Genomic DNA, 19,160 nt, shown 5'->3' on the forward strand with positions numbered 1-19,160 from the left:
TGATCTGTCTATATGCAGTTAATAGAATATCACTTGCTACTTTAATTTTCTTTTAATATAATTAATTTAGAATTTTTAAATATTCTAAATTTTATAAAGGTGGGGTTTTTGTGAATCTCGTTCAATCTTTGGCTGAAACGGCAAAAAAGAAGGGGGATAAACCGGCTTATATATTTATGGATCAGTCGGTCTCATATGACCAATTAAACAAAATGGTCACAAGGTTTTCTAGCAATTTAGCAGAAATGGGCATTGGAAAAGGGGACAATGTCGCATTAGTTGTTGGGAACTCACCACATTTTTTGGTCGGTTTATACGGAACAATGAAAGCTGGAGCAACTGTTATTCCAGTTAATCCAATTTATACAGCAGACGAAATGCATTACATTTTACAAAATGGAGATGTAAAAACAATCATCGTACTCGACGTCCTTCTACCTGTTATACAATCTCTTACAACAAGACTTCCTTCATTAGAAAACATCATCATATGCGAAACCTCATCAGATTTTAACCATACAGAAACCGAAAAAATGAAAACGTTTACTAGTTTTGTGGGGGCTGGAGATTTACAATACGAAGGCCCTGAACTAGATGAAGAGGATGTAGCGGTTATCCTATACACTTCAGGTACAACTGGAAAACCGAAAGGCGCTATGTTAACACATAAAAATTTATATAGTAATGCGAATGATGTTGCGTCTTATTTACAATTTACTGCTGACGATCGCGTCGTTGCGGCACTGCCAATGTTCCATGTGTTCTGTTTAACAGTTGCGGTAAATGCACCGATTGTGAACGGGGCAACAATTTTAATGTTACCGAAATTTAGTCCGAAAGAAGTATTCCGTATTTGTCGCACGTACGAACCAACGATTTTTGCTGGCGTACCGACGATGTACAATTATTTATATTTATTTGAAGAAGCAAGCGCAGAAGATGTGAAGACGCTTCGTCTTTGTATTTCCGGTGGTGCATCGATGCCTGTTGCTCTTCTGCAAAACTTTGAAAAACGTTTTAACGTTATTGTTTCAGAAGGATACGGTTTATCAGAGGCATCACCAGTTACTTGTTTCAACCCGCTAGATCGTCCCCGTAAACCAGGATCAATTGGCACAAATATTTGGCATGTAGAAAATAAAATTGTAAATGAACTTGGGGAAGAAGTACCTGTCGGCGCAGTCGGCGAATTAATCGTTCGTGGACCTAACGTTATGAAAGGATACTATAATGCACCAGAAGATACAGCTGCGACATTGAAAGACGGCTGGCTATATACAGGTGACTTAGCGAAAATGGATGAAGAAGGTTACTTCTATATCGTTGATCGTAAAAAAGATATCGTTTTAGTTGGCGGTTATAACGTATACCCTCGTGAAGTAGAAGAAGTATTATATACGCACGAATCAGTAGCGGAAGTTGTTGTAATCGGTGTTCCTGATGAAAACTTAGGAGAAGCAGTGCGAGCTTACGTCGTTCTGAAACAAACGAACGTAACAGAAGAAGAACTAATGCATTACTGTACGTTACATTTAGCGAAATATAAAGTGCCGAAAAGCATTGAGTTTTTAATAGAATTACCGAAGAATACGACTGGTAAGTTGTTAAGAAGAGCATTGAGAGAGAAAGCGATGCAAGTGTAAAAATGAGGCAACCATCTTTGAAGGTGGTTGCCTCATTTTTTTGTGCATTGATTAAGCTGTGGTGCCATATATTTAAAGCTTCATATGACCAACAAGGAGGAGATATACATAGAACAGAAGGGATTAACGCTTACGGCGAGTGCAATATCTTATTTGTGAAATTATGGATGAACTCTGAAAATGATAAGAACGGTAATTTTAATCAAAATGGAGTAATGAACCGTGAATCAATGGCTACGGTGTTAGTAAATGCATATAAATTAGAATGGAATGGAAATAGTAAGTTACCAAAAGAATTTGCTGATTTGAAAAATCATTGGGCTCGAAGTATGCCAATATTTTAGTTTAGTAAGAAAATCCAAATTCCAAGTTGACACATATGAATTACAGAATTAAAATGAAAAGAAATCGAATACAATACATTAGAAGCTAATCAGATAAACTGAAGGCGCACAATGTTCACATTTGTGAATATATTGTGTGCCTTTTTCTATTGTATAAACTAAGGGGGCTTAACGATGAAAAAGTGGGGTAAGACAGCGTTTATGAAAAGTACAGGTGTTTTATTATCAGCAGTTGTACTTTTATCAGGGTGTGGTTCGGCAACATCCACTAGTAATTCTGAAGGAAGTGGAGATAAAAAAACAGTTGAGCTTTTAAATGTTTCTTATGATCCAACGAGGGAGTTATATCAAGATTTTAATAAAGATTTTGCGAAGTATTGGAAAGAGAAGCATGGGCAAACAGTAAATGTAAAACAATCACATGGGGGATCTGGAAGTCAAGCGCGCTCTGTTATTGATGGCTTAGAAGCAGACGTTGTTACACTAGCACTTGCTTATGATATTGATGCCATTAGCAAGAAAAAACAATTAGCAGAAGATTGGCAGAAGCGACTTGCGAATAATTCCACTCCATACACGTCAACAATTGTATTTCTTGTTCGAAAGGGAAACCCGAAAGGAATTAAAGACTGGGATGATTTAACGAAAAAAGGTGTGTCTGTCATTACACCAAATCCAAAAACATCAGGCGGAGCACGTTGGAACTATTTAGCGGCGTGGGGATACGCATTGAAAAAATATAATAATAGTGAAGATAAGGCGAAAGAGTTTGTTAGCCAAATTTATAAAAACGTAGAAGTATTAGATTCAGGAGCGCGCGGAGCAACGACAACATTTGTTGAAAAAGGAATTGGTGACGTATTAATCGCATGGGAAAATGAAGCGTTATTATCTCAAAAAGAGCTTGGAAAAGATAAATTTGAAATTGTAACCCCTTCTATTAGTGTACTTGCAGAACCACCAGTAGCGGTTGTAGATAAAGTCGTTGATAAAAAAGGAACGAAAAAAGTAGCAGAAGGGTATCTTGAATATTTGTACTCAGAAAAAGGACAGGAAATTGCGGCGAAAAACTTTTATCGTCCGCGTAATGAAAAAGTAGCAGAAAAATATGCATCCCAATTTCCGAAAGTTCAATTATTTACAGTAGATGAACTATTTGGTGGTTGGAAAAAAGCACAAGAAAAACACTTTAATGACGGCGGCGTATTCGATAAAATTTATCAAAAATAATGCACTGCTAAAGGGGGATGAGGTGAAAGAGGATGAGGAAGAAGCGTGTTTTACCAGGGTTTGGATTATCGCTTGGATTTACAATGTTGTACATGAGTTTATTCGTACTTATACCACTTTCTATCGTATTTATTCAAACTTCACAGTTAGGTTGGAAGAAGTTCGCTGGGGTTATAACGAACGAGCGTGTGTTGCATTCCTATCAAGTTAGTTTTACAACTTCATTTGCAGCTGCTATTGTAAATGCCATTTTCGGTTTATTAATAGCTTGGGTGCTCGTACGCTACAAATTTCCAGGGAAACGACTATTAGATGGACTTATTGATTTACCGTTTGCACTTCCGACAGCTGTAGCTGGTATTACACTTACAACGCTTTATGCGGAAAATGGATGGATTGGGAAAATATTTAGTCTGTTTCATATAAAAGTAGCTTTTACACCACTCGGAATTATCGTTGCGCTTACTTTTATCGGTTTACCATTTGTCGTTCGAATGGTGCAACCAGTGCTGCAAAATATTGATAAAGAAGTAGAAGAGGCGGCTTCGAGTTTAGGTGCATCCCGCTTGCAAATATTTGTGAAAATCATTTTACCAGAGATCTTTCCCGCTCTTCTTGCCGGTTTTTCACTTGCATTTGCAAGAGCATTAGGAGAATACGGATCTGTCGTTTTCATCGCAGGTAATATGCCGATGAAAACAGAAATTGCACCACTGATGATTATGACGAAACTAGAACAATATGATTACGCGGGGGCAACAGCTGTAGCGACCGTGATGCTTATTATTTCTCTCCTTTTCCTTCTTCTTATTAATATGATTCAAAGCTGGAGTAGAAGGCATGAACTAAAAAATGAATAGGAGGAGAGAAAATGGAACCAACATTATTAGAAAAGAAAATAGTAAAAAGCGTATCAGCTAAAAAAGAATCTAAGCTTGTACCAGGCATATTAATTACGATTACAGTTTTATTTTTATCTCTCTTTCTATTACTGCCACTCATAACTATTTTTCTAAAAGCCTTTGAAAGAGGGATGGATGTATACATTGCCGCTATTACAGATCAAGAAGCATTTTCAGCAATTAGATTAACGCTTCTCGTTGCGTTAATCGTTGTGCCGCTTAATACGATATTTGGGGTAGCGGCCGCATGGCTTATTACAAAGTTTCAGTTTAAAGGAAAACAAGTATTACTCTCTCTTATTGAACTGCCGTTTGCTGTGTCACCAGTTATCGCAGGATTAGTATTCGTTTTACTTTTCACACCGAGGGGTGCTCTTGGCGAATGGCTACTTGAACATGGAGTGAAACTCATTTTCTCTGTACCAGGCATTATTATCGCAACAATCTTTGTAACCCTCCCGTTCGTTGCACGTGAATTAATTCCGATTATGCAGGCGCAAGGGAAAAGTGAAGAAGAGGCAGCTTTATCACTTGGCGCAAGTGGCTGGAAAATGTTTTGGCGCGTTACGCTTCCAAATATAAAATGGGGTCTTTTATACGGCATGATTCTATGTAATGCCCGTGCTATCGGTGAGTTTGGAGCCGTTTCTGTCGTATCAGGTCACGTGCGCGGTATTACGAATACGATGCCGCTTCATATTGAAATTTTGTACAATGAATATCAATTTTCAGCAGCATTTGCAGTAGCGACGTTAATGTCATTAATTGCAGTGTTTACACTCGTTATAAAAAACTGGATTGAATGGCGAATGGAAAAACGACAATAAGAGGGGGATTACGGTGAGTATTCAAATTCAAGGTGTATCAAAGCAATATGGTACATTTCAAGCACTAACAGACATTCATTTGGATATTCCAAAAGGTGAACTTGTTGCCTTATTAGGCCCGTCAGGTTCTGGGAAAACGACGTTATTACGCATTATTGCAGGATTAGAAGAAGCGGATGGAGGCTCTGTTTCATTTGATGGGGAAGATCTAACAGACATTCACGTGAAAAACAGGCAAGTCGGTTTCGTCTTTCAGCACTATGCGCTCTTTAAACATATGAATGTATTTGAGAATGTCGCTTTCGGTTTAAAAGTAAGAAAGAAAAGCTTAAGACCGTCAGCAGAAGCGATAGAAGAAAAGGTAACAGAATTATTAAAGCTCGTAAAAATGGATGGCTTTGCTAAACGTTATCCAGCGCAATTATCTGGTGGACAACGTCAACGTATTGCACTAGCCCGGGCACTTGCAGTCGAACCGAAAATTTTATTACTTGATGAACCGTTCGGTGCACTTGATGCAAAAGTGAGAAAAGAATTACGAAGATGGCTCCGGAAATTACATGACGAATTTCAAATTACGAGCGTATTCGTAACGCATGATCAGGAGGAAGCATTAGACGTTGCAGACCGCATCGTTGTAATGAATGAAGGCTGCATTGAACAAATGGGAACACCGGAAGAAGTATATGAAAACCCAGCAAGTCCGTTTGTATATGACTTTTTAGGAAATGTAAATTTATTTCACGGCCGCGTTCATAAAGGAAAGCTAAATGTAGGATCGATCGAACTAGAAGCACCAGAGCATAAGCACGTTTCCAACGTAGACGGAATAGCCTACGTAAGGCCGCATGACTTATCAATCTCTCGTACGAAACAAAGCGTAGATGCAATCCCGGCAAAAGTATCTTATTTTCACGCAGTCGGACCTGTCGTATATGTAGAATTAAAACGAGATGGAACAGATGAATATTTAGAAGCAGAAATTACGAAAGAACAGTTCAAGCAGCTGAACATTCAAGCGGGTGATTTCGTATACGTACAGCCGAAAGAAGTGAAAGTGTTTATTCCGGAGGATTTTGTAATTTAAATAAAAACCGAACCGTCATCTAAGTGGCGGTTCGGTTTTCTTTATTTTTTCTCTACCAATTTTTTATTCTTCCAATCTAGTGTGAACAATTTATTAAATGTTTTTTGATCAACGTCTTTTACGTTGTTTCCAACCCAGTTTGCAGTTCCGAATGTGAAGCCTGGACGAAGTTGGTAGTCGTCGGCGTGTTTTGTATAAGCGACTTGTAAGTTAGATTGATCTGTATTTTTTTCAGAGATAACAACAGCAATCATACCAGGAGAGAAACCGCTATTTGTTAATGCTGGAAGTTGATCCATCGGTATTAAATTACCTTTTGCATCAGATTCATATAGGTATGTGCGAGAGTACATGAAAAGTTGGTTTCCATATAAAGAATGATAGGAGTCACGTGTGTAAATACCCCAGTTTTGATTGTTATATCCGTTAAAGAATACGTTCCACTTTACGTTTTTGTTTGTTTGGTCAATTAAATTTGTTTTATAACTAGTTTGTTTATAGCTTACAGAGTCAGACCAAGTGACTTGACCAGTTGCACCAGCTTCACCGCTAGGGCCATTAGGCGTTACAGAAGCTTTAACAGAGCCACCAAGTTGATAAGATACGCTAGATGTTACAGTCGTTTCTTCTACAGCATTTGTAGGCGCTACGTTAAAGAAACGAGCGCTGTTATCTTGAAGGTTAAATGCAACATCATATTGTGAAGGATAACGTAATGTTGCACTAGCGCCAGGGATTGGGTAGTTATCAATAGGTGCATCACTTATAGTAGGATTTGCTTTTAGAAAACTACCAGTTGTATTAATAACGGCAATCTGTTTATCAGCGCTTGGATCATCGATAAAAGTTACCTTTAAAGACATTGTCATATTATCAGCTTGATCATTATTAAATGTATTATAGCTCGTATGTGTTTTTGCATTTTGCCCGATATCTGTTACAACTTGTGACGTCGTTTGAGCGTAAGTAGCAGGTGTTGAAAGAGTTACAGCACTACTAGCAAAAACAGCGGATAATGCTAAACATTTTAAGTAGGTTTTAGAACGTTTCATACAATCACTTCCTTTTACCTTTGTCGATATATGTCGTATTACATTTATATCGTAACATGAAAATAAAACGGAATGGATGGTTATGCATAATTGCATAGATGAGTTTTGAAGGATAAAGATAATAGAATTTCATCCAACACTTAAGACTCAAAAATGTCCATTACAGCCGTTCTTAAAAATTTTAAGGCAATATGTTTATCAATGTTCTTATTCTGAAGATTGAAGCGCTTAATATTTACGTTATAAGTGCATAACAAGTTATAATAAAAGAAATCAATAAGGAGGCTGGCTGTGAAGAATCTTCGTTATCTTAATATATTTACCATATTAATTATATACACACTACTTATGTTTTACATCGGCTGGAACGGATGGGTTTGGCTTCATGCGGTATTTGGCTGGGAATCTTGGGGATATTATGCTTTCATAGTCGCATTTATTTCATATGCGTACATTCTCGTGCAAGTGTTTAAGTTTTTGCCATTTCTGCGAACGATAGGTTCGATTTGGTTTGCGGTTATACAATATGCGCTTATGTTGTTGCCATTAGCTGATATTATGGTCTTTCTTTTACAGTTTTCAGTAGAGAAAGAAGCGGCAATTATTTGGATAGGGGCGGCTGTGATAGTTGCATTTATCTTTATCTTTGCGTATGGAGTATTTAATGCGTATAGTCCGGTAGTAAGAAAGTACGAGGTGCACATACCGAAAAAGGTAGAGGGGCGTAAAAGTTTACGCATTGCGATGGCTTCTGATATGCATTTCGGTAAACTGTCTGGCGTTTCGCATTTAAAAAGACTTGTTCGTCATGTAAATGAGATGGAACCTGATATTATTTTACTGCCAGGTGATATTATCGATGATCATCCAGGTGTGTTCATTCAAAAGAATATGGGACCAATCATGAAACAAATGAAAGCACCATTAGGCGTATATGGCGTATTAGGAAACCATGAATACTACGGCAGAGCAGTTCCAGAGTTTTTACAAGAGATGGATAAGATTGATATTCGTATTCTTTTAGATGAAGTGATTACAATTAAAGATGACTTTTATCTTGTTGGAAGAAGAGATAAAACAGAGCGAGATCGCCAAAGCTTTGAACAATTAATGAGTACGGTAGATAAATCGATGCCTGTTATCGCAATGGATCACCAGCCATTTGAGTTGAAACAAGCAGCAGCGGCAGGTGTAGATTTATTATTATCCGGTCATACGCACCGCGGACAAATGGCGCCCAATCATATTGTAACGAGAAGAATGTACGAGCTAGACTGGGGATACGCACAAAAAGGCGCGTTCCACGCAATTGTTTCTTCTGGATTTGGATTTTGGGGACCCCCGCTTAGACTTGGTAGTAGGTCGGAGATTGTGCAGGTAGAAGTTACGTTTGAATAAGGTTAAATAAAAGGGATTATACATATTAATCATGTATAATCCCTTTTATTTTTTATTTCTCAATCGCGCTCTTTACTTAAATATAATCTCAATTAGTTGTTGTGGATGTGCATTAATTAATCCATGAACAATAATAATTACCCATACCTTACGATAACGCGCCCACAAATATCCAAGGAATAGACCTACGATACCAAGGTTCACAATGACCGTAGCTGTATCAATATCCCAATGACCAGAGCCATGTAATGCGATATGCCAGCTTGCCCATAACAATGATGTAAGAAGAATAGCCGGCCAAGTACCTAGTAATAATTCCAAACGTGTTTGCAACCAAACTCTATAAAAAATCTCTTCAAGTACACTATTTATAAGAAATCCTACAAGTAAAATGGAGATTAAAATTGTGGGTTCCATTTTCATTGAAACAAATGGTGTAGAGAATATAGAAAAGAAGTTGAAGTAACCCCAGATTATAATGACAATAAGTGGTGTAAACCGATACCATCTATTATCCCCTGTTAATTTTACTGACTTTGGTCGGTCTTTTTCGGGGTTATTTTTATAAAACAAAAGCAGCATTAATGGAGTGAATAATAATAAAATAATTTTAAATATCATAAACCACAATTGTAATGCCATTCCTTCAAAGTTCGTGGTGAGAAGACAAATCGTGAAGAGGGAGCCACTCAAGAATAAGATAGCAGTTTGAATTATGATGCGCCTTGGTTCAAAATGTTGAAGGGGATTATAGTTTTTATAATGAAATGGTAGGAAACGGACAAGGAGTATACTGACAATAACAGGGATCCACTTGTACCAAAAAGGCATTGTGCCCTTATGATCTCCACTGTAACGAATGTTCGTTTCTCCAATCCATATAAGCCAAAGAGATGAAAGCAAAATAATAAGCATAATGATTCCGCTAATTAACTTCCCCGCTTTTGGAAAATAACTGTCCATAGTTATCCAACCTTTCATATTATAATTGTAAGTCAGTTTCTAATTGACTCTATTCGCTGCTTTTTTCTTTAATAAATATGTATAAATCTATTAAAACAAAAAAGAGGATTCGTGGAAATATTTTCTTTTTTTGATTAAATTTGATAAGAATAAGAGGACCTGTTTTTTATAAAAACAAAACGTTTATATTCAAATTACAGAATAGTATATTTACGCTTCTTCAAAAAAGAGATAATATAAAAAGACTTTGCTTGAAAAGGGGGATTGTAAGTGATCATATCAGATGTACTATACGGAGAATTTGAAGTGGATCAAGTGCTAGAAGAATTAATTTTAAGTAAGCCTATGCAAAGACTAAAGGGAATTCATCAAGCAGGCGCAAGTTACTTAATGAACGAGAAATGGAATGTAACTCGTTTTGAGCATTCAGTGGGTGTTATGTTATTGGTGAAAAAACTAGGTGGTTCAGTAGAAGAACAGATTGCTGGTTTACTGCATGACATATCACATACTGCTTTTTCCCACGTGATTGATTATGTTTTTGATAATGAAGATGAAAGTTATCATGAAGAGATATTTAGTTCTGTTGTGAAAAAATCAGAAATTCCAGCGATCCTTGCGAAGCATGGTTATAACTATGAAGATATTTTATTAGATGATTCGAAGTGGACATTACTAGAAAGGTCAGCACCAGAATTATGCGCAGACCGAGTGGATTATACATTACGAGATATGTATACATATGGGTATATTTCTTTAGAAGAAGTTCACAGTTTTTTAGAGGATGTCATTGCAGTAGAGGGGAAAATGGTTCTTCAAAGTATTGAAATGGCAGAGTGGTTTACAGAAACGTATTACAAAGATGTAATCGATTTTTTTATGAAGCCAATTAATATTTACGGAAATGATATGTTAGCGAAAACGTTAAAGGTAGCTCTTCATAAAAGGATTATTCATGCAGATGATTTTCTTCTTGAAGATGATGAGCTTATTTCGAAATTGCAGCAATGTAATGACCCCGAAGTAGAAGATTTATTAAGCAAAGTTCATCCAAATGTAAAAGTAAAAGAAGATAGAAATGATTATGATTTACATCAGAAAAATAAAGTGCGTCTTATTGATCCGCTGTTACTTCGTGAAGGGAAAATTGTTCAGTCGTCTGTTGTATCAGAAAAAATAAGACAGATGAGTGATATCGCTTATGAAAAAGCGGTGAGAGGGATGTATGTGAAAGTGATTGCGGATTAGCAAAAAGAAGGTATCATCACATAAGATGATACCTTCTTTTTATTCATCCAATATTTTCCACTCATTTCCCCAGTCCTTCATCGCGTCAAAAATAGGACGGAGTGTTTCGCCTTTTTTTGTTAGTGAATATTCCACGTGAGGTGGCATAGTTGAATAGATTTTTCTCTTTATAATATTTTCTTGTTCAAGTTCTTTTAAGCGAAGAGAGAGTGTGCGTGGGCTAATGCCACTTAGACGTCTTTCAAGCTCAGCAAAACGTTTAGGACTATAGAACAAATCTCTTAAAATTAAGAAAGTCCACTTTCCACCTATTACAGACATTGTTTTTTCAATGGGACATTTCAATAAAATTTCATCGTTTTTATTTTCCATATAAACACTCCTTACTATATAAAAGTATAGGTACTATATAAAAAATCAGTACTTTTATAATTAAAGTACTTTCTTTATTATAGTTCTAAAGGAATATATAGGTAAATTACTAATTTTTGAAAGGGGAGTTAGCAAGTGGGTGGGGTGGCTAGTAGAAATTCAGATGTTCAAACAAAAGAGAAATCGGGTGCTATCATTTTAATCGCTTTGGCAATGGGATTTATTATGGCAACGTTAGATGTAACAGTAGTAAATGTTGCAGTGGTGAATATTCAAGAAACATTAGGACTGGCATTGTATAGTTCGACATGGATTGTCGACGGATATATTTTATCTTTTGCGGCATTATTATTGGTTGGCGAAGCATTTTTATTATAAACCTTCCAATTGGGATGATTGGTATTGTAGTGGCTTTTGTAATTATTCCAAACGTTTTACCGGAAAAGGAGAAAATAAATGTAGCGAATCATTTAATCGGTATAATTGCAATAACATTATTGGCGTTTACTCTAATTGAAGGTCCAAGTTATGGATGGTCCTCGTCTCAAATTTTAGGAGGAATAGTAGGGACGGTATTAACCGCAATTCTCTTTGTTTATGCAGAACGAAAGTCAAAAAACTCGGTTGTGCCAAGAGTGTTGTTCCAAAACGAGACGTTTACCTCAGCGAATATAGTTGGGTTTCTAATAAACTTTGCTTTATTTGGAGGAATATTTATGTTTGGACTCTTTTTACAAAAAGCATACGGAGCAAGTCCATTTGTAGCAGGATTACAACTATTGCCGATGATGAGTGTATTTGTTATTGGAAATTTATTATTTGCAAAAATGGTGACTAAGTTTGGCTCAAACTTGCTATTATTCATAGCGTTATTTATAGCTAGTATAGGATCTGTATTATTAATGTTTCTAGTGAAAAATGTGAGTTATATAGGAATTGCACTCATTTACAGTGTTGTTAATCTTGGAATCGGTATAGCAGTACCTGCCATGACTACAATTGTAATGAAATCTGCCGGTCGTGAAAATGGCAATATGGCTGGAGCAACTTTAAATGTAAATCGTCAAATTGGTGCATTAGTCGGTATAGCGATTATGGGAATCATTTTAAATGAATCATCGAATTGGTACAGAGGGGCAAGCTATAGTTTTTTAGTTATTGGGCTTTCCTATCTATGTGCAGCATTTTTAGTTTGGAAGTTTGTGGAGAGGGAATAAAACAAGTAGAGCATCACTTCTAGATGCTCTACTTGTTTCACATTACTGGTCAAACCAATTCCAAATCTCAATATCTCCAAGAGTCGCATAACGTACGTGCGGGGAGTTTTGTAATTTTAATAACTCTTTCGACGGGCCAGTAATAACAATTCCGTATACTTTTACACCGTTATCCTTTACATATTGATAACGTTTATCTAAGTTCAGCTCTTTTTCAAGAGTCCAAGTAGTTTTACTTACAGTTTTTTTATGCTCAGAAAGAATGCGCATCATTTCGATTACTTCATCTTCTTTTGTCTTCGGTCGTTCTGCTTCACTATCAGGGAGGTTTATATGTTCTGGAAATCCGATAACCTCTCCGCCATGTAGGATGAAATCTTCCTCATCTATTCTCTCTTGTCCTGTGTCTAAAGCGTACCATACAGGAGTTGGTGGCATTTCTTGTGCTTCAAATGTGCTATATAGAATAGATTCTAATTCTTGTAAAGTGTAAAGTTTGTCAAAAGATATCGCTACTTCTGCAACGGTTCCCTCATGTACTTTTGCAAGTGTATCCCACACTTTTTTAGATGGTTCTTTCAAATGATCACCTTGCTTTATTTTCGGATGAACAAAGGAAAGTTTAGAGTAATTCAATTTGTTTGCCCAAGATTTATTTGTAACAGTTACAGACGATAAGAAGCTTTTCGTTGTTACTGTACCGAATTGAACTTCTTTTTTGCCGACAGTTTTAACTAAATTCATTTCATTTTCTGTACGGAAAAAGGGTTTGATTTTTGTACTGCCTCCAGTGGAACGAATATTTGGAATTGTTGCTTCTAGTGCGAGTGCTGGAATCTCATTTACTTCAGCTAACTTTTTCATATTATTGAAGTAAAGAGAAGATGAAAAATGATCGGCAAAATAGATTGCTATACAAACCGCAAGGACAAAACTAACAGTTTGCCAACGTTGTTTCCATTTTATTTTCCAAAACGGGACTGTAAGATTTTGTGGTGGTAGTCTTTTCTTTATTGGTGCATTCTTCAAAAGCAACTCATCTAAGTAAGCTTCACACTCTTCACATGTCTCGATATGATTTTCTAACAGTTCTTGTTCATCATGCGTGAGCGTTCCGTTTTCGTACTTCTCCCATAGTTTATTAAATGCTGCACAACCCATCTGTATCACTCCTCTATGTTTCTCGCTTCTTTCCGTCCGCGGTGTAATTCAATTTTTACTTTCGCTAATGAGAGACCGGTCATTTCTGCTATTTCCTTATACGAGAATCCGTAGTAATCTCGTAGTAGTAGGACATTTCGTCTTTCGAGCGGAAGAGAAGATAAACTGTCTAACCAACTAGCAATCTCATGTTTTACGAAATATTCATGTTCTGTACTTGGCACGTTTGGTAAATGGAATTCTTCCACTGTAGTTGTGTTATACTTTTTTTCTTTTCGATACCAATCGATAAAGGCGTTGTAGGCTATTGTAAATAACCACGGCCTAATTTCTTCGCCTTTATAATAATCAATATGGACGAGCATTCGGTAAAATGTTTCTTGCATGAGATCTTCCGCATAGTGGGAATCTCCGGTTAGGGAGAGAAGATAGCGAAATAAATCATGCATATGCTCTGAGTAAATTTCTTCTAATGATTGTTTGCGTTTCACTACATTTCCCTCCCTTCATACATAACAACGAAATACATATAAAAAAGTTACAATTTTTTATGGAATTATAGTAAAAAACGTCAAGAATTGGATTACGTTCTCTTTTATCATAATACATATAAGGCGGGTGAACAGAGATGGAAAGCTATGAAACACAAATTCAAAGGTCAATTGATTATATTGAGGAAGATGTAATGGAAAAACAAACGCTGCGTAATTTAGCGCGCATTGCAGGTTTTTCTGAGTCGCATTTTCATCGTGTATTTCAGGCATTAGTAGGTGATACAGTAATGGAGTATGTTCGAAAGAGGAGGTTAGCCCGGGCAGCTTATCAACTTTCTCATACGGATGAAAAAGTTATTGATATCGCGTTTGAACATGGCTTTCAATCTCACGAAACGTTCACGAGAGCCTTTAAAAAATTATTTCAAATGACACCGAGTGAATATCGAAAACAAGAAATCGAAACACCGATGTATTACAGAGTGAATGTAAAGCAAAGAAAATTAAATCCGTATTTAGGGGGCATACAAATGGAATATCGTATTGTAAATAAACCAGAATTTTTAGTGGCGGGTTATGAACTGAAGACGACAAGTAAAGAAGGGAAAAACCATCAAGACATTCCAGCATTTTGGCAAGAATATTTACAAAAAGATCTTGGGACAACAATTCCGAATCGTAAAGATACGAGCCAATGGGTAGAGCTTGGATTATGTACTGATTTTAATTTAGAAACAGGGGACTTCACTTACATTATCGGAATGGAAGTTACAGACTTTGAAAATGTACCAAATGAAATTGCGAAGCGTACTTTCCCGGCAGCAACATATGCAGTATTTACAACGCCGAAAGTTCCTCATGAAGAAATGGTATCGTCTATTCACCAAACTTGGAATGCAGTATTCTCAGAATGGTTCCCGCATTCAGGATATGAACATTGCGGTGTTACGGAGTTTGAACTGTACGATGAGCGTTGCCACGAAGATAAGAGTGAGTTTGCACAAGTAGAGCTTTGGATACCGGTGAAGAAAAAATAATAGGGTAAGAGCGAATCGTTGGGAGATGGTTCGCTTTTTCATAAAGGGGGAAATGGGAAAATGTTCAAAAAACTAGAATGTGTATCTATACATACGAAAGATATAGAAAGATCAGTTTCTTTCTATAAAGAAATGGGAATGAAGCAAAACTGGATGATAGAAAGAGAATTAGAAGAAGGGGTTATTTGGACGTTAATAGGATTGAAGTTTCCAGATGAGAAAAGTTCGGAGTTAGTAATAAGCAATCATCCGGATATTAATTTTACGGAAGTCGAAGTATTAGTAGAAGATGTACAACAAACGTATGAAAGTTTAAAAGATAATAAAGATGTAAAATGGATTCGCGAACCATTTCCAACAGAATCAGGACATGTTGCAGTAATGGAAGCACCTGATGAGAATGTGTTTGTGTTAGTAGGGAAATAGCTGAAATATGGAGTGACCTTTCATAGTGAGTTATGAAGGGTTATTTTTAATTTGTATAGTAGTAGAGGAAGTAGGTTAGTATTGTCGGTTTTGTCGGTAAAGTCGATATATCTAGAAAATCGCTGATATAATTCGAGTTGCGCTGATATATTCAAAAAATCGCTGATATAATTTGAGTTGCGCCGATATATTCAAAAAATTGCCGATATAATTTCATATACCGCTAAAATACCTCAAAAAAAACGATTCACATAATTTCAATTACCGCAAAATTCTCCCAGAAAAGAAAAAAAGACGCCACATAGCGTCTTTCCTACGAACGAAACGGAAATACAAGAATAATCGTCGTTCCTTTTCCGAGTGCACTATCAACGGAAATTGTCCCGTTATGAGCATGAACGAGCTGTTTTGTAATGGCTAGGCCAAGTCCAGTTCCGATGTTGCTTTCTTCTGTGTTTGTTCCGCGGTAATATCGTTCAAATAGAAGTTCTTTCGTTTTTTCATCCATTCCTTTTCCGTCATCTGAAATGGAGAGTGTAAAGGAATTAGCGTTTTGTGATAATTTTACGATGACAGTAGTTGTTTCGTTATTATGTTTTACAGCATTTACTAGTAAGTTTTCGATGATACGCTGGAACCATTTTTCTTCAATGAAATATTGAATTTTATTTGAGCTCGGTACGAATTCAATATTTTGATTTTGGAGTGTTGGATTGTTAATAAATTGCAATAACACTTTTTGAACGAACTGATTGATTTCAACGTTTACGTGTTGGGCAGGAAGGCTGTTATTTTTTAATTGATACGTTAAGCTTAAATCATCAATTAATGTCGTCATATATTGAGATTTCTCTTTCATAACACTACCAAATTGCTGAATATCACGATCAGTCCAGTTATATTGATTCGATTCGAGTAATAATGCGTAGCCATATATAGAGCTAAGTGGTGTTTTTAAATCATGCGTTAGACCGGTAATCCATTCTTCTCGTGTTTGCTGAAGTACTTGCCTCATCGCATCGTTTTTTTTGAGTGTAATAGAAAGGTGTTCTAGTGAACTTGTTACATCTCTAAACAAACGGAATGACCATTTTTCTTTACCAGATCGCCGGAACCTGACAGGTTTTCCTTTTTTACTAATGGGTTCTTCATACTTTCCACCAGCGATATTTTTAAGCCAGCGCATCGCATGTAATAACGGTTTCCCAAATTTATTACCGTACCAAATAGAAAGAATGACTAAATAAACAAATACGATAAGAAGGATTAATCCGCATCCGATGAGAAACTTCTTAGTAAATACATCTTCAATTTCGTCATCTGGATAGTAGTGATCATTTTTCGCAGTTACAACGAGTAGGTTGCCACTATTTGCATCGTAAAAGCTAGACGTGTTTTCTTTATGATTCCACGGTTCTTTTTCATTCAGGGCGATTTGTATTGCTGAAAATGTTTTTTTCTTTCCAGCTGGATAGGCAAAAACTTCTTCGCCATTTTGATTAAATATTTGAAGTGCTGCTTTTTCTTTAGACAGTAACTGTTTTTCTTGATCTGTTAATGTGAACGAATCCATCGTTAAAGAGGAGTGATCCTTTTGAATTGCTGTCAGTAACGCATTGCTTTTTAACATACCACCATAAATAACAAGTACTTTCTTTTCTTCTAAATCAATTTCCCAATATGTAAATTTATAATTACTTTCGATATGATGTTGTATATATGCGACTAAAGATGTCTTCGTATAAGCATTCGGAACATCATTTGGTGTATTAAAGTGGTAGAGGATTTTTCCGTTTTCATCTACAACTTGGAGCCAATCATTTTTCTCCTTTATTAAATCTTGCACTTCAGATTGTAACGAAATATGCCCATCTTCTGAAGAGATGTATCTTGAAATTGTAAAACTATCAGAATCTGGAATGTTAGGTTCGTATAAAGTACTAGTAAGAAGAAAAATTAAATAAGTAAAAGCAGCAACTACAGCGATAAGTAATGTAACTAAAACAAAAACGTGTTGCATGATAAATTGAATAATAAGTCGTTTATTAAAATTCATATCGTCACCCTACTTTGTAACGAACTTATAACCAAGCCCGCGAACGGTTTTTATATATTCTGGTTTACTTGGATCATGTTCAATTTTTTCACGTAGTTTTCGAATGTGGACCATAACAGTGTTGTCATCGCCATTATAGGCAGGTGCTCCCCAAACTTTTTCGTATATTTCCTCTTTCGAAAATACGTAGTTCGGATTCTCGCAAAAGAAGAGTAGTAGTTGAAAGAGTTGAGCGGAACATTCGACAATGTGACCATCCACTGTCAGTTCTGCAGAGTGCTGATCAATTTCAAATCTGCCAAATGAAATCGAGTGTGATTTTTGTTCGTGTGGAACGGTTTGTTTCATATGTCTCCGAAGCTGTGCTTTCATACGTGCTACTACTTCTAATGGATTAAAGGGCTTCGTAATATAATCATCCGCACCGTATGAAAATCCGGATATTTTATCTAAATCAGATGCTTTTGCTGATAGGAAGAAAATTGGACAATCTGTTTGTTGGCGAATGATTGGACAAATATCAAAACCGGATTGTCCAGGAAGCATTACATCTAAAATAATTAAATCGTAATTGTTTTGCTTAGTTAGAGATAAAGCTATTTCAGCTGATGTTGCAGTTGTAATATGAGAAAAACCTTCTTTTTCAAGAATGGTAGTTAGTAATTGTAAAATTGCTGTTTCATCATCAACAAGTAAAATATTTGCTTGGTACATAAAAATCCCTCCTAATTTTCTCGAATATCATATCATCATTTTGTAACTTATGGAATTTTTAAGGAAATTTTAAGGTTTTCTTTCGCAAAAAATTAAGAATCAAATGATATGATAAAAGTAACATAGGGGAGGAGATGAGTGTGAATCCGTTTCAAGTGATGCGAGCTAGATATTTTTTAATTGTATTTGCACTATTAATTTTAATAGCGAGAAGTAGTGGCGATTTGCTAACAAGTATATTTCATATACAAAATTCTTCTTTTATAAATATCCTTATATTCTATATCCTTCCGATCGTATGGATTTTTTATGAGTATAGAAAGCATCGCATTTCATTTTCATTGTTTGTTAATAAAAATGAAACATTTAACTTGGTGCAAGTTTTATACATTACGGTTATGTTGTGCATGTTTAGTTACGGGTATCTTATTTTGTATATGTATAGTTTTGCATGGATTACACCGGACTTTATTATGAATGCCCTGCATGAACCGATTATAGATAGTACTGGGGGATATGTATATCAAGTCATTAGGGTCGTATTCATCGCACCAATTATCGGGGAGTTTGTTTTTCGCGGATTTTTACTTCAACGTTTTGCAACAAAATGGGGAACGAGCATAGCGACCATCGTTGTAGCAATATTGTTTGCGTTGTTACATGTTGATTTCCTCGGTGCAGCCATATTCAGCATCGTATTATCAATCGTATATATTCGTACGAAAAGTTTACTCATGCCAATTGCAATACATATGTTAAACAATGCATTTGTAATGGGTGCGTCTTTTTTAATAAGTAGAGAAAAAATTATAAGTTTTGCCGATTTCTCAAATTACACGACATTCTTTCCTGGACTTATTATTTTTATAACAGGATTAAACTTAGTGCTTATCTTTTTATTTGTTAATCGTAAATATTGGAGTAAAGAAGTGCCAGTTATATATGCAGAGCAGGAAAAGAGCTTTTCAGATATAGTGGGGAGTAAATGA

At 36.1% G+C, this 19,160-nt stretch carries 18 protein-coding genes and 1 pseudogene; 12 read left to right on the forward strand and 7 right to left on the reverse strand.

Features of this window, described 5'->3' with window-relative positions:
- The first annotated feature begins 110 nt into the window (after positions 1-110).
- From QCI81_RS19800 to QCI81_RS19825, 6 genes are all read left to right on the forward strand, one after another.
- Positions 111-1,643, forward strand: coding sequence for a fatty acid--CoA ligase family protein (locus QCI81_RS19800; RefSeq protein ID WP_053565058.1), 1,533 nt, complete (start codon positions 111-113; stop codon positions 1,641-1,643).
- Between the two features lie 167 nt (positions 1,644-1,810).
- Entirely contained in the window at positions 1,811-1,987 is a 177-nt protein-coding gene (locus QCI81_RS19805; RefSeq protein ID WP_002195255.1) for a hypothetical protein, read from the forward strand.
- A gap of 174 nt (positions 1,988-2,161) precedes the next feature.
- A complete protein-coding gene (locus QCI81_RS19810; RefSeq protein ID WP_000758702.1) occupies positions 2,162-3,217 on the forward strand; it encodes a sulfate ABC transporter substrate-binding protein in 1,056 nt (351 codons plus the stop codon).
- Between the two features lie 32 nt (positions 3,218-3,249).
- The gene (cysT, locus tag QCI81_RS19815) at positions 3,250-4,077 is read left to right on the forward strand and encodes a sulfate ABC transporter permease subunit CysT (protein ID WP_063546754.1); all 828 of its coding nucleotides are present in this window, start codon (positions 3,250-3,252) and stop codon (positions 4,075-4,077) included.
- 11 nt (positions 4,078-4,088) lie between these two features.
- Positions 4,089-4,946 carry a sulfate ABC transporter permease subunit CysW gene (gene cysW / locus QCI81_RS19820; protein WP_071731579.1) on the forward strand — a complete coding sequence of 286 codons (858 nt, stop codon included), beginning with the start codon at positions 4,089-4,091 and terminating at the stop codon, positions 4,944-4,946.
- 13 nt (positions 4,947-4,959) lie between these two features.
- Complete coding sequence (locus QCI81_RS19825) at positions 4,960-6,033, forward strand: sulfate/molybdate ABC transporter ATP-binding protein (protein ID WP_071731580.1); 1,074 nt, start codon at positions 4,960-4,962, stop codon at positions 6,031-6,033.
- A 41-nt stretch (positions 6,034-6,074) separates the two neighbouring features.
- Here QCI81_RS19825 and cytK2 read toward each other — a convergent pair whose 3' ends face one another.
- On the reverse strand, positions 6,075-7,085 hold the full coding sequence (gene cytK2 / locus QCI81_RS19830) for a beta-channel forming cytolysin CytK2 (protein WP_000830632.1): 1,011 nt from the start codon (positions 7,083-7,085) through the stop codon (positions 6,075-6,077).
- A gap of 291 nt (positions 7,086-7,376) precedes the next feature.
- Here cytK2 and QCI81_RS19840 point away from each other — a divergent pair, with 291 nt between their 5' ends.
- On the forward strand, positions 7,377-8,483 hold the full coding sequence (locus QCI81_RS19840) for a metallophosphoesterase (RefSeq protein ID WP_071731581.1): 1,107 nt from the start codon (positions 7,377-7,379) through the stop codon (positions 8,481-8,483).
- A gap of 72 nt (positions 8,484-8,555) precedes the next feature.
- Here the strand turns inward: QCI81_RS19840 and QCI81_RS19845 are convergent, their stop codons facing one another.
- The gene (locus QCI81_RS19845) at positions 8,556-9,446 is read right to left on the reverse strand and encodes a CPBP family intramembrane glutamic endopeptidase (protein WP_071731582.1); all 891 of its coding nucleotides are present in this window, start codon (positions 9,444-9,446) and stop codon (positions 8,556-8,558) included.
- Positions 9,447-9,716: 270 nt separating this feature from the next.
- On the opposite strand from QCI81_RS19845, the gene QCI81_RS19850 reads away from it, so the two are divergent.
- A complete protein-coding gene (locus QCI81_RS19850) occupies positions 9,717-10,694 on the forward strand; it encodes an HD domain-containing protein (RefSeq protein WP_071731583.1) in 978 nt (325 codons plus the stop codon).
- Between the two features lie 39 nt (positions 10,695-10,733).
- On the opposite strand, the gene QCI81_RS19855 is transcribed toward QCI81_RS19850, so the two are convergent.
- On the reverse strand, positions 10,734-11,066 hold the full coding sequence (locus QCI81_RS19855; RefSeq protein WP_064532861.1) for a winged helix-turn-helix transcriptional regulator: 333 nt from the start codon (positions 11,064-11,066) through the stop codon (positions 10,734-10,736).
- Between the two features lie 135 nt (positions 11,067-11,201).
- On the opposite strand from QCI81_RS19855, the pseudogene QCI81_RS19860 reads away from it, so the two are divergent.
- Positions 11,202-12,283 (forward strand): annotated as a pseudogene (locus QCI81_RS19860) (MFS transporter).
- A gap of 42 nt (positions 12,284-12,325) precedes the next feature.
- On the opposite strand, the gene QCI81_RS19865 reads toward QCI81_RS19860, so the two are convergent.
- Positions 12,326-13,444 carry an anti-sigma factor gene (locus QCI81_RS19865; RefSeq protein WP_071731584.1) on the reverse strand — a complete coding sequence of 373 codons (1,119 nt, stop codon included), beginning with the start codon at positions 13,442-13,444 and terminating at the stop codon, positions 12,326-12,328.
- 5 nt (positions 13,445-13,449) lie between these two features.
- Positions 13,450-13,935 (reverse strand): RNA polymerase sigma factor, encoded by a 486-nt coding sequence (locus QCI81_RS19870; RefSeq protein ID WP_071731585.1) that lies wholly within the window; start codon positions 13,933-13,935, stop codon positions 13,450-13,452.
- Positions 13,936-14,072: 137 nt separating this feature from the next.
- Between QCI81_RS19870 and QCI81_RS19875 the strand changes: the two genes are divergently transcribed.
- Both QCI81_RS19875 and QCI81_RS19880 read left to right on the forward strand, forming a co-directional pair.
- Positions 14,073-14,975 (forward strand): AraC family transcriptional regulator, encoded by a 903-nt coding sequence (locus QCI81_RS19875; protein ID WP_000446841.1) that lies wholly within the window; start codon positions 14,073-14,075, stop codon positions 14,973-14,975.
- Positions 14,976-15,035: 60 nt separating this feature from the next.
- Positions 15,036-15,401: a VOC family protein gene (locus tag QCI81_RS19880; RefSeq protein ID WP_000473644.1), complete on the forward strand. Its 366-nt coding sequence runs from the start codon at positions 15,036-15,038 to the stop codon at positions 15,399-15,401.
- A gap of 313 nt (positions 15,402-15,714) precedes the next feature.
- Here the strand turns inward: QCI81_RS19880 and QCI81_RS19885 are convergent, their stop codons facing one another.
- On the reverse strand, positions 15,715-17,457 hold the full coding sequence (locus tag QCI81_RS19885; protein WP_071731586.1) for a sensor histidine kinase: 1,743 nt from the start codon (positions 17,455-17,457) through the stop codon (positions 15,715-15,717).
- A 9-nt stretch (positions 17,458-17,466) separates the two neighbouring features.
- A complete protein-coding gene (locus tag QCI81_RS19890; RefSeq protein WP_029442109.1) occupies positions 17,467-18,171 on the reverse strand; it encodes a response regulator transcription factor in 705 nt (234 codons plus the stop codon).
- A gap of 140 nt (positions 18,172-18,311) precedes the next feature.
- Here QCI81_RS19890 and QCI81_RS19895 point away from each other — a divergent pair, with 140 nt between their 5' ends.
- Positions 18,312-19,160: a CPBP family intramembrane glutamic endopeptidase gene (locus QCI81_RS19895; RefSeq protein ID WP_071731587.1), complete on the forward strand. Its 849-nt coding sequence runs from the start codon at positions 18,312-18,314 to the stop codon at positions 19,158-19,160.

The sequence above is a fragment of the Bacillus cereus group sp. MG20 genome (assembly GCF_040459885.1).
GTDB lineage: Bacteria > Bacillota > Bacilli > Bacillales > Bacillaceae_G > Bacillus_A > Bacillus_A cereus.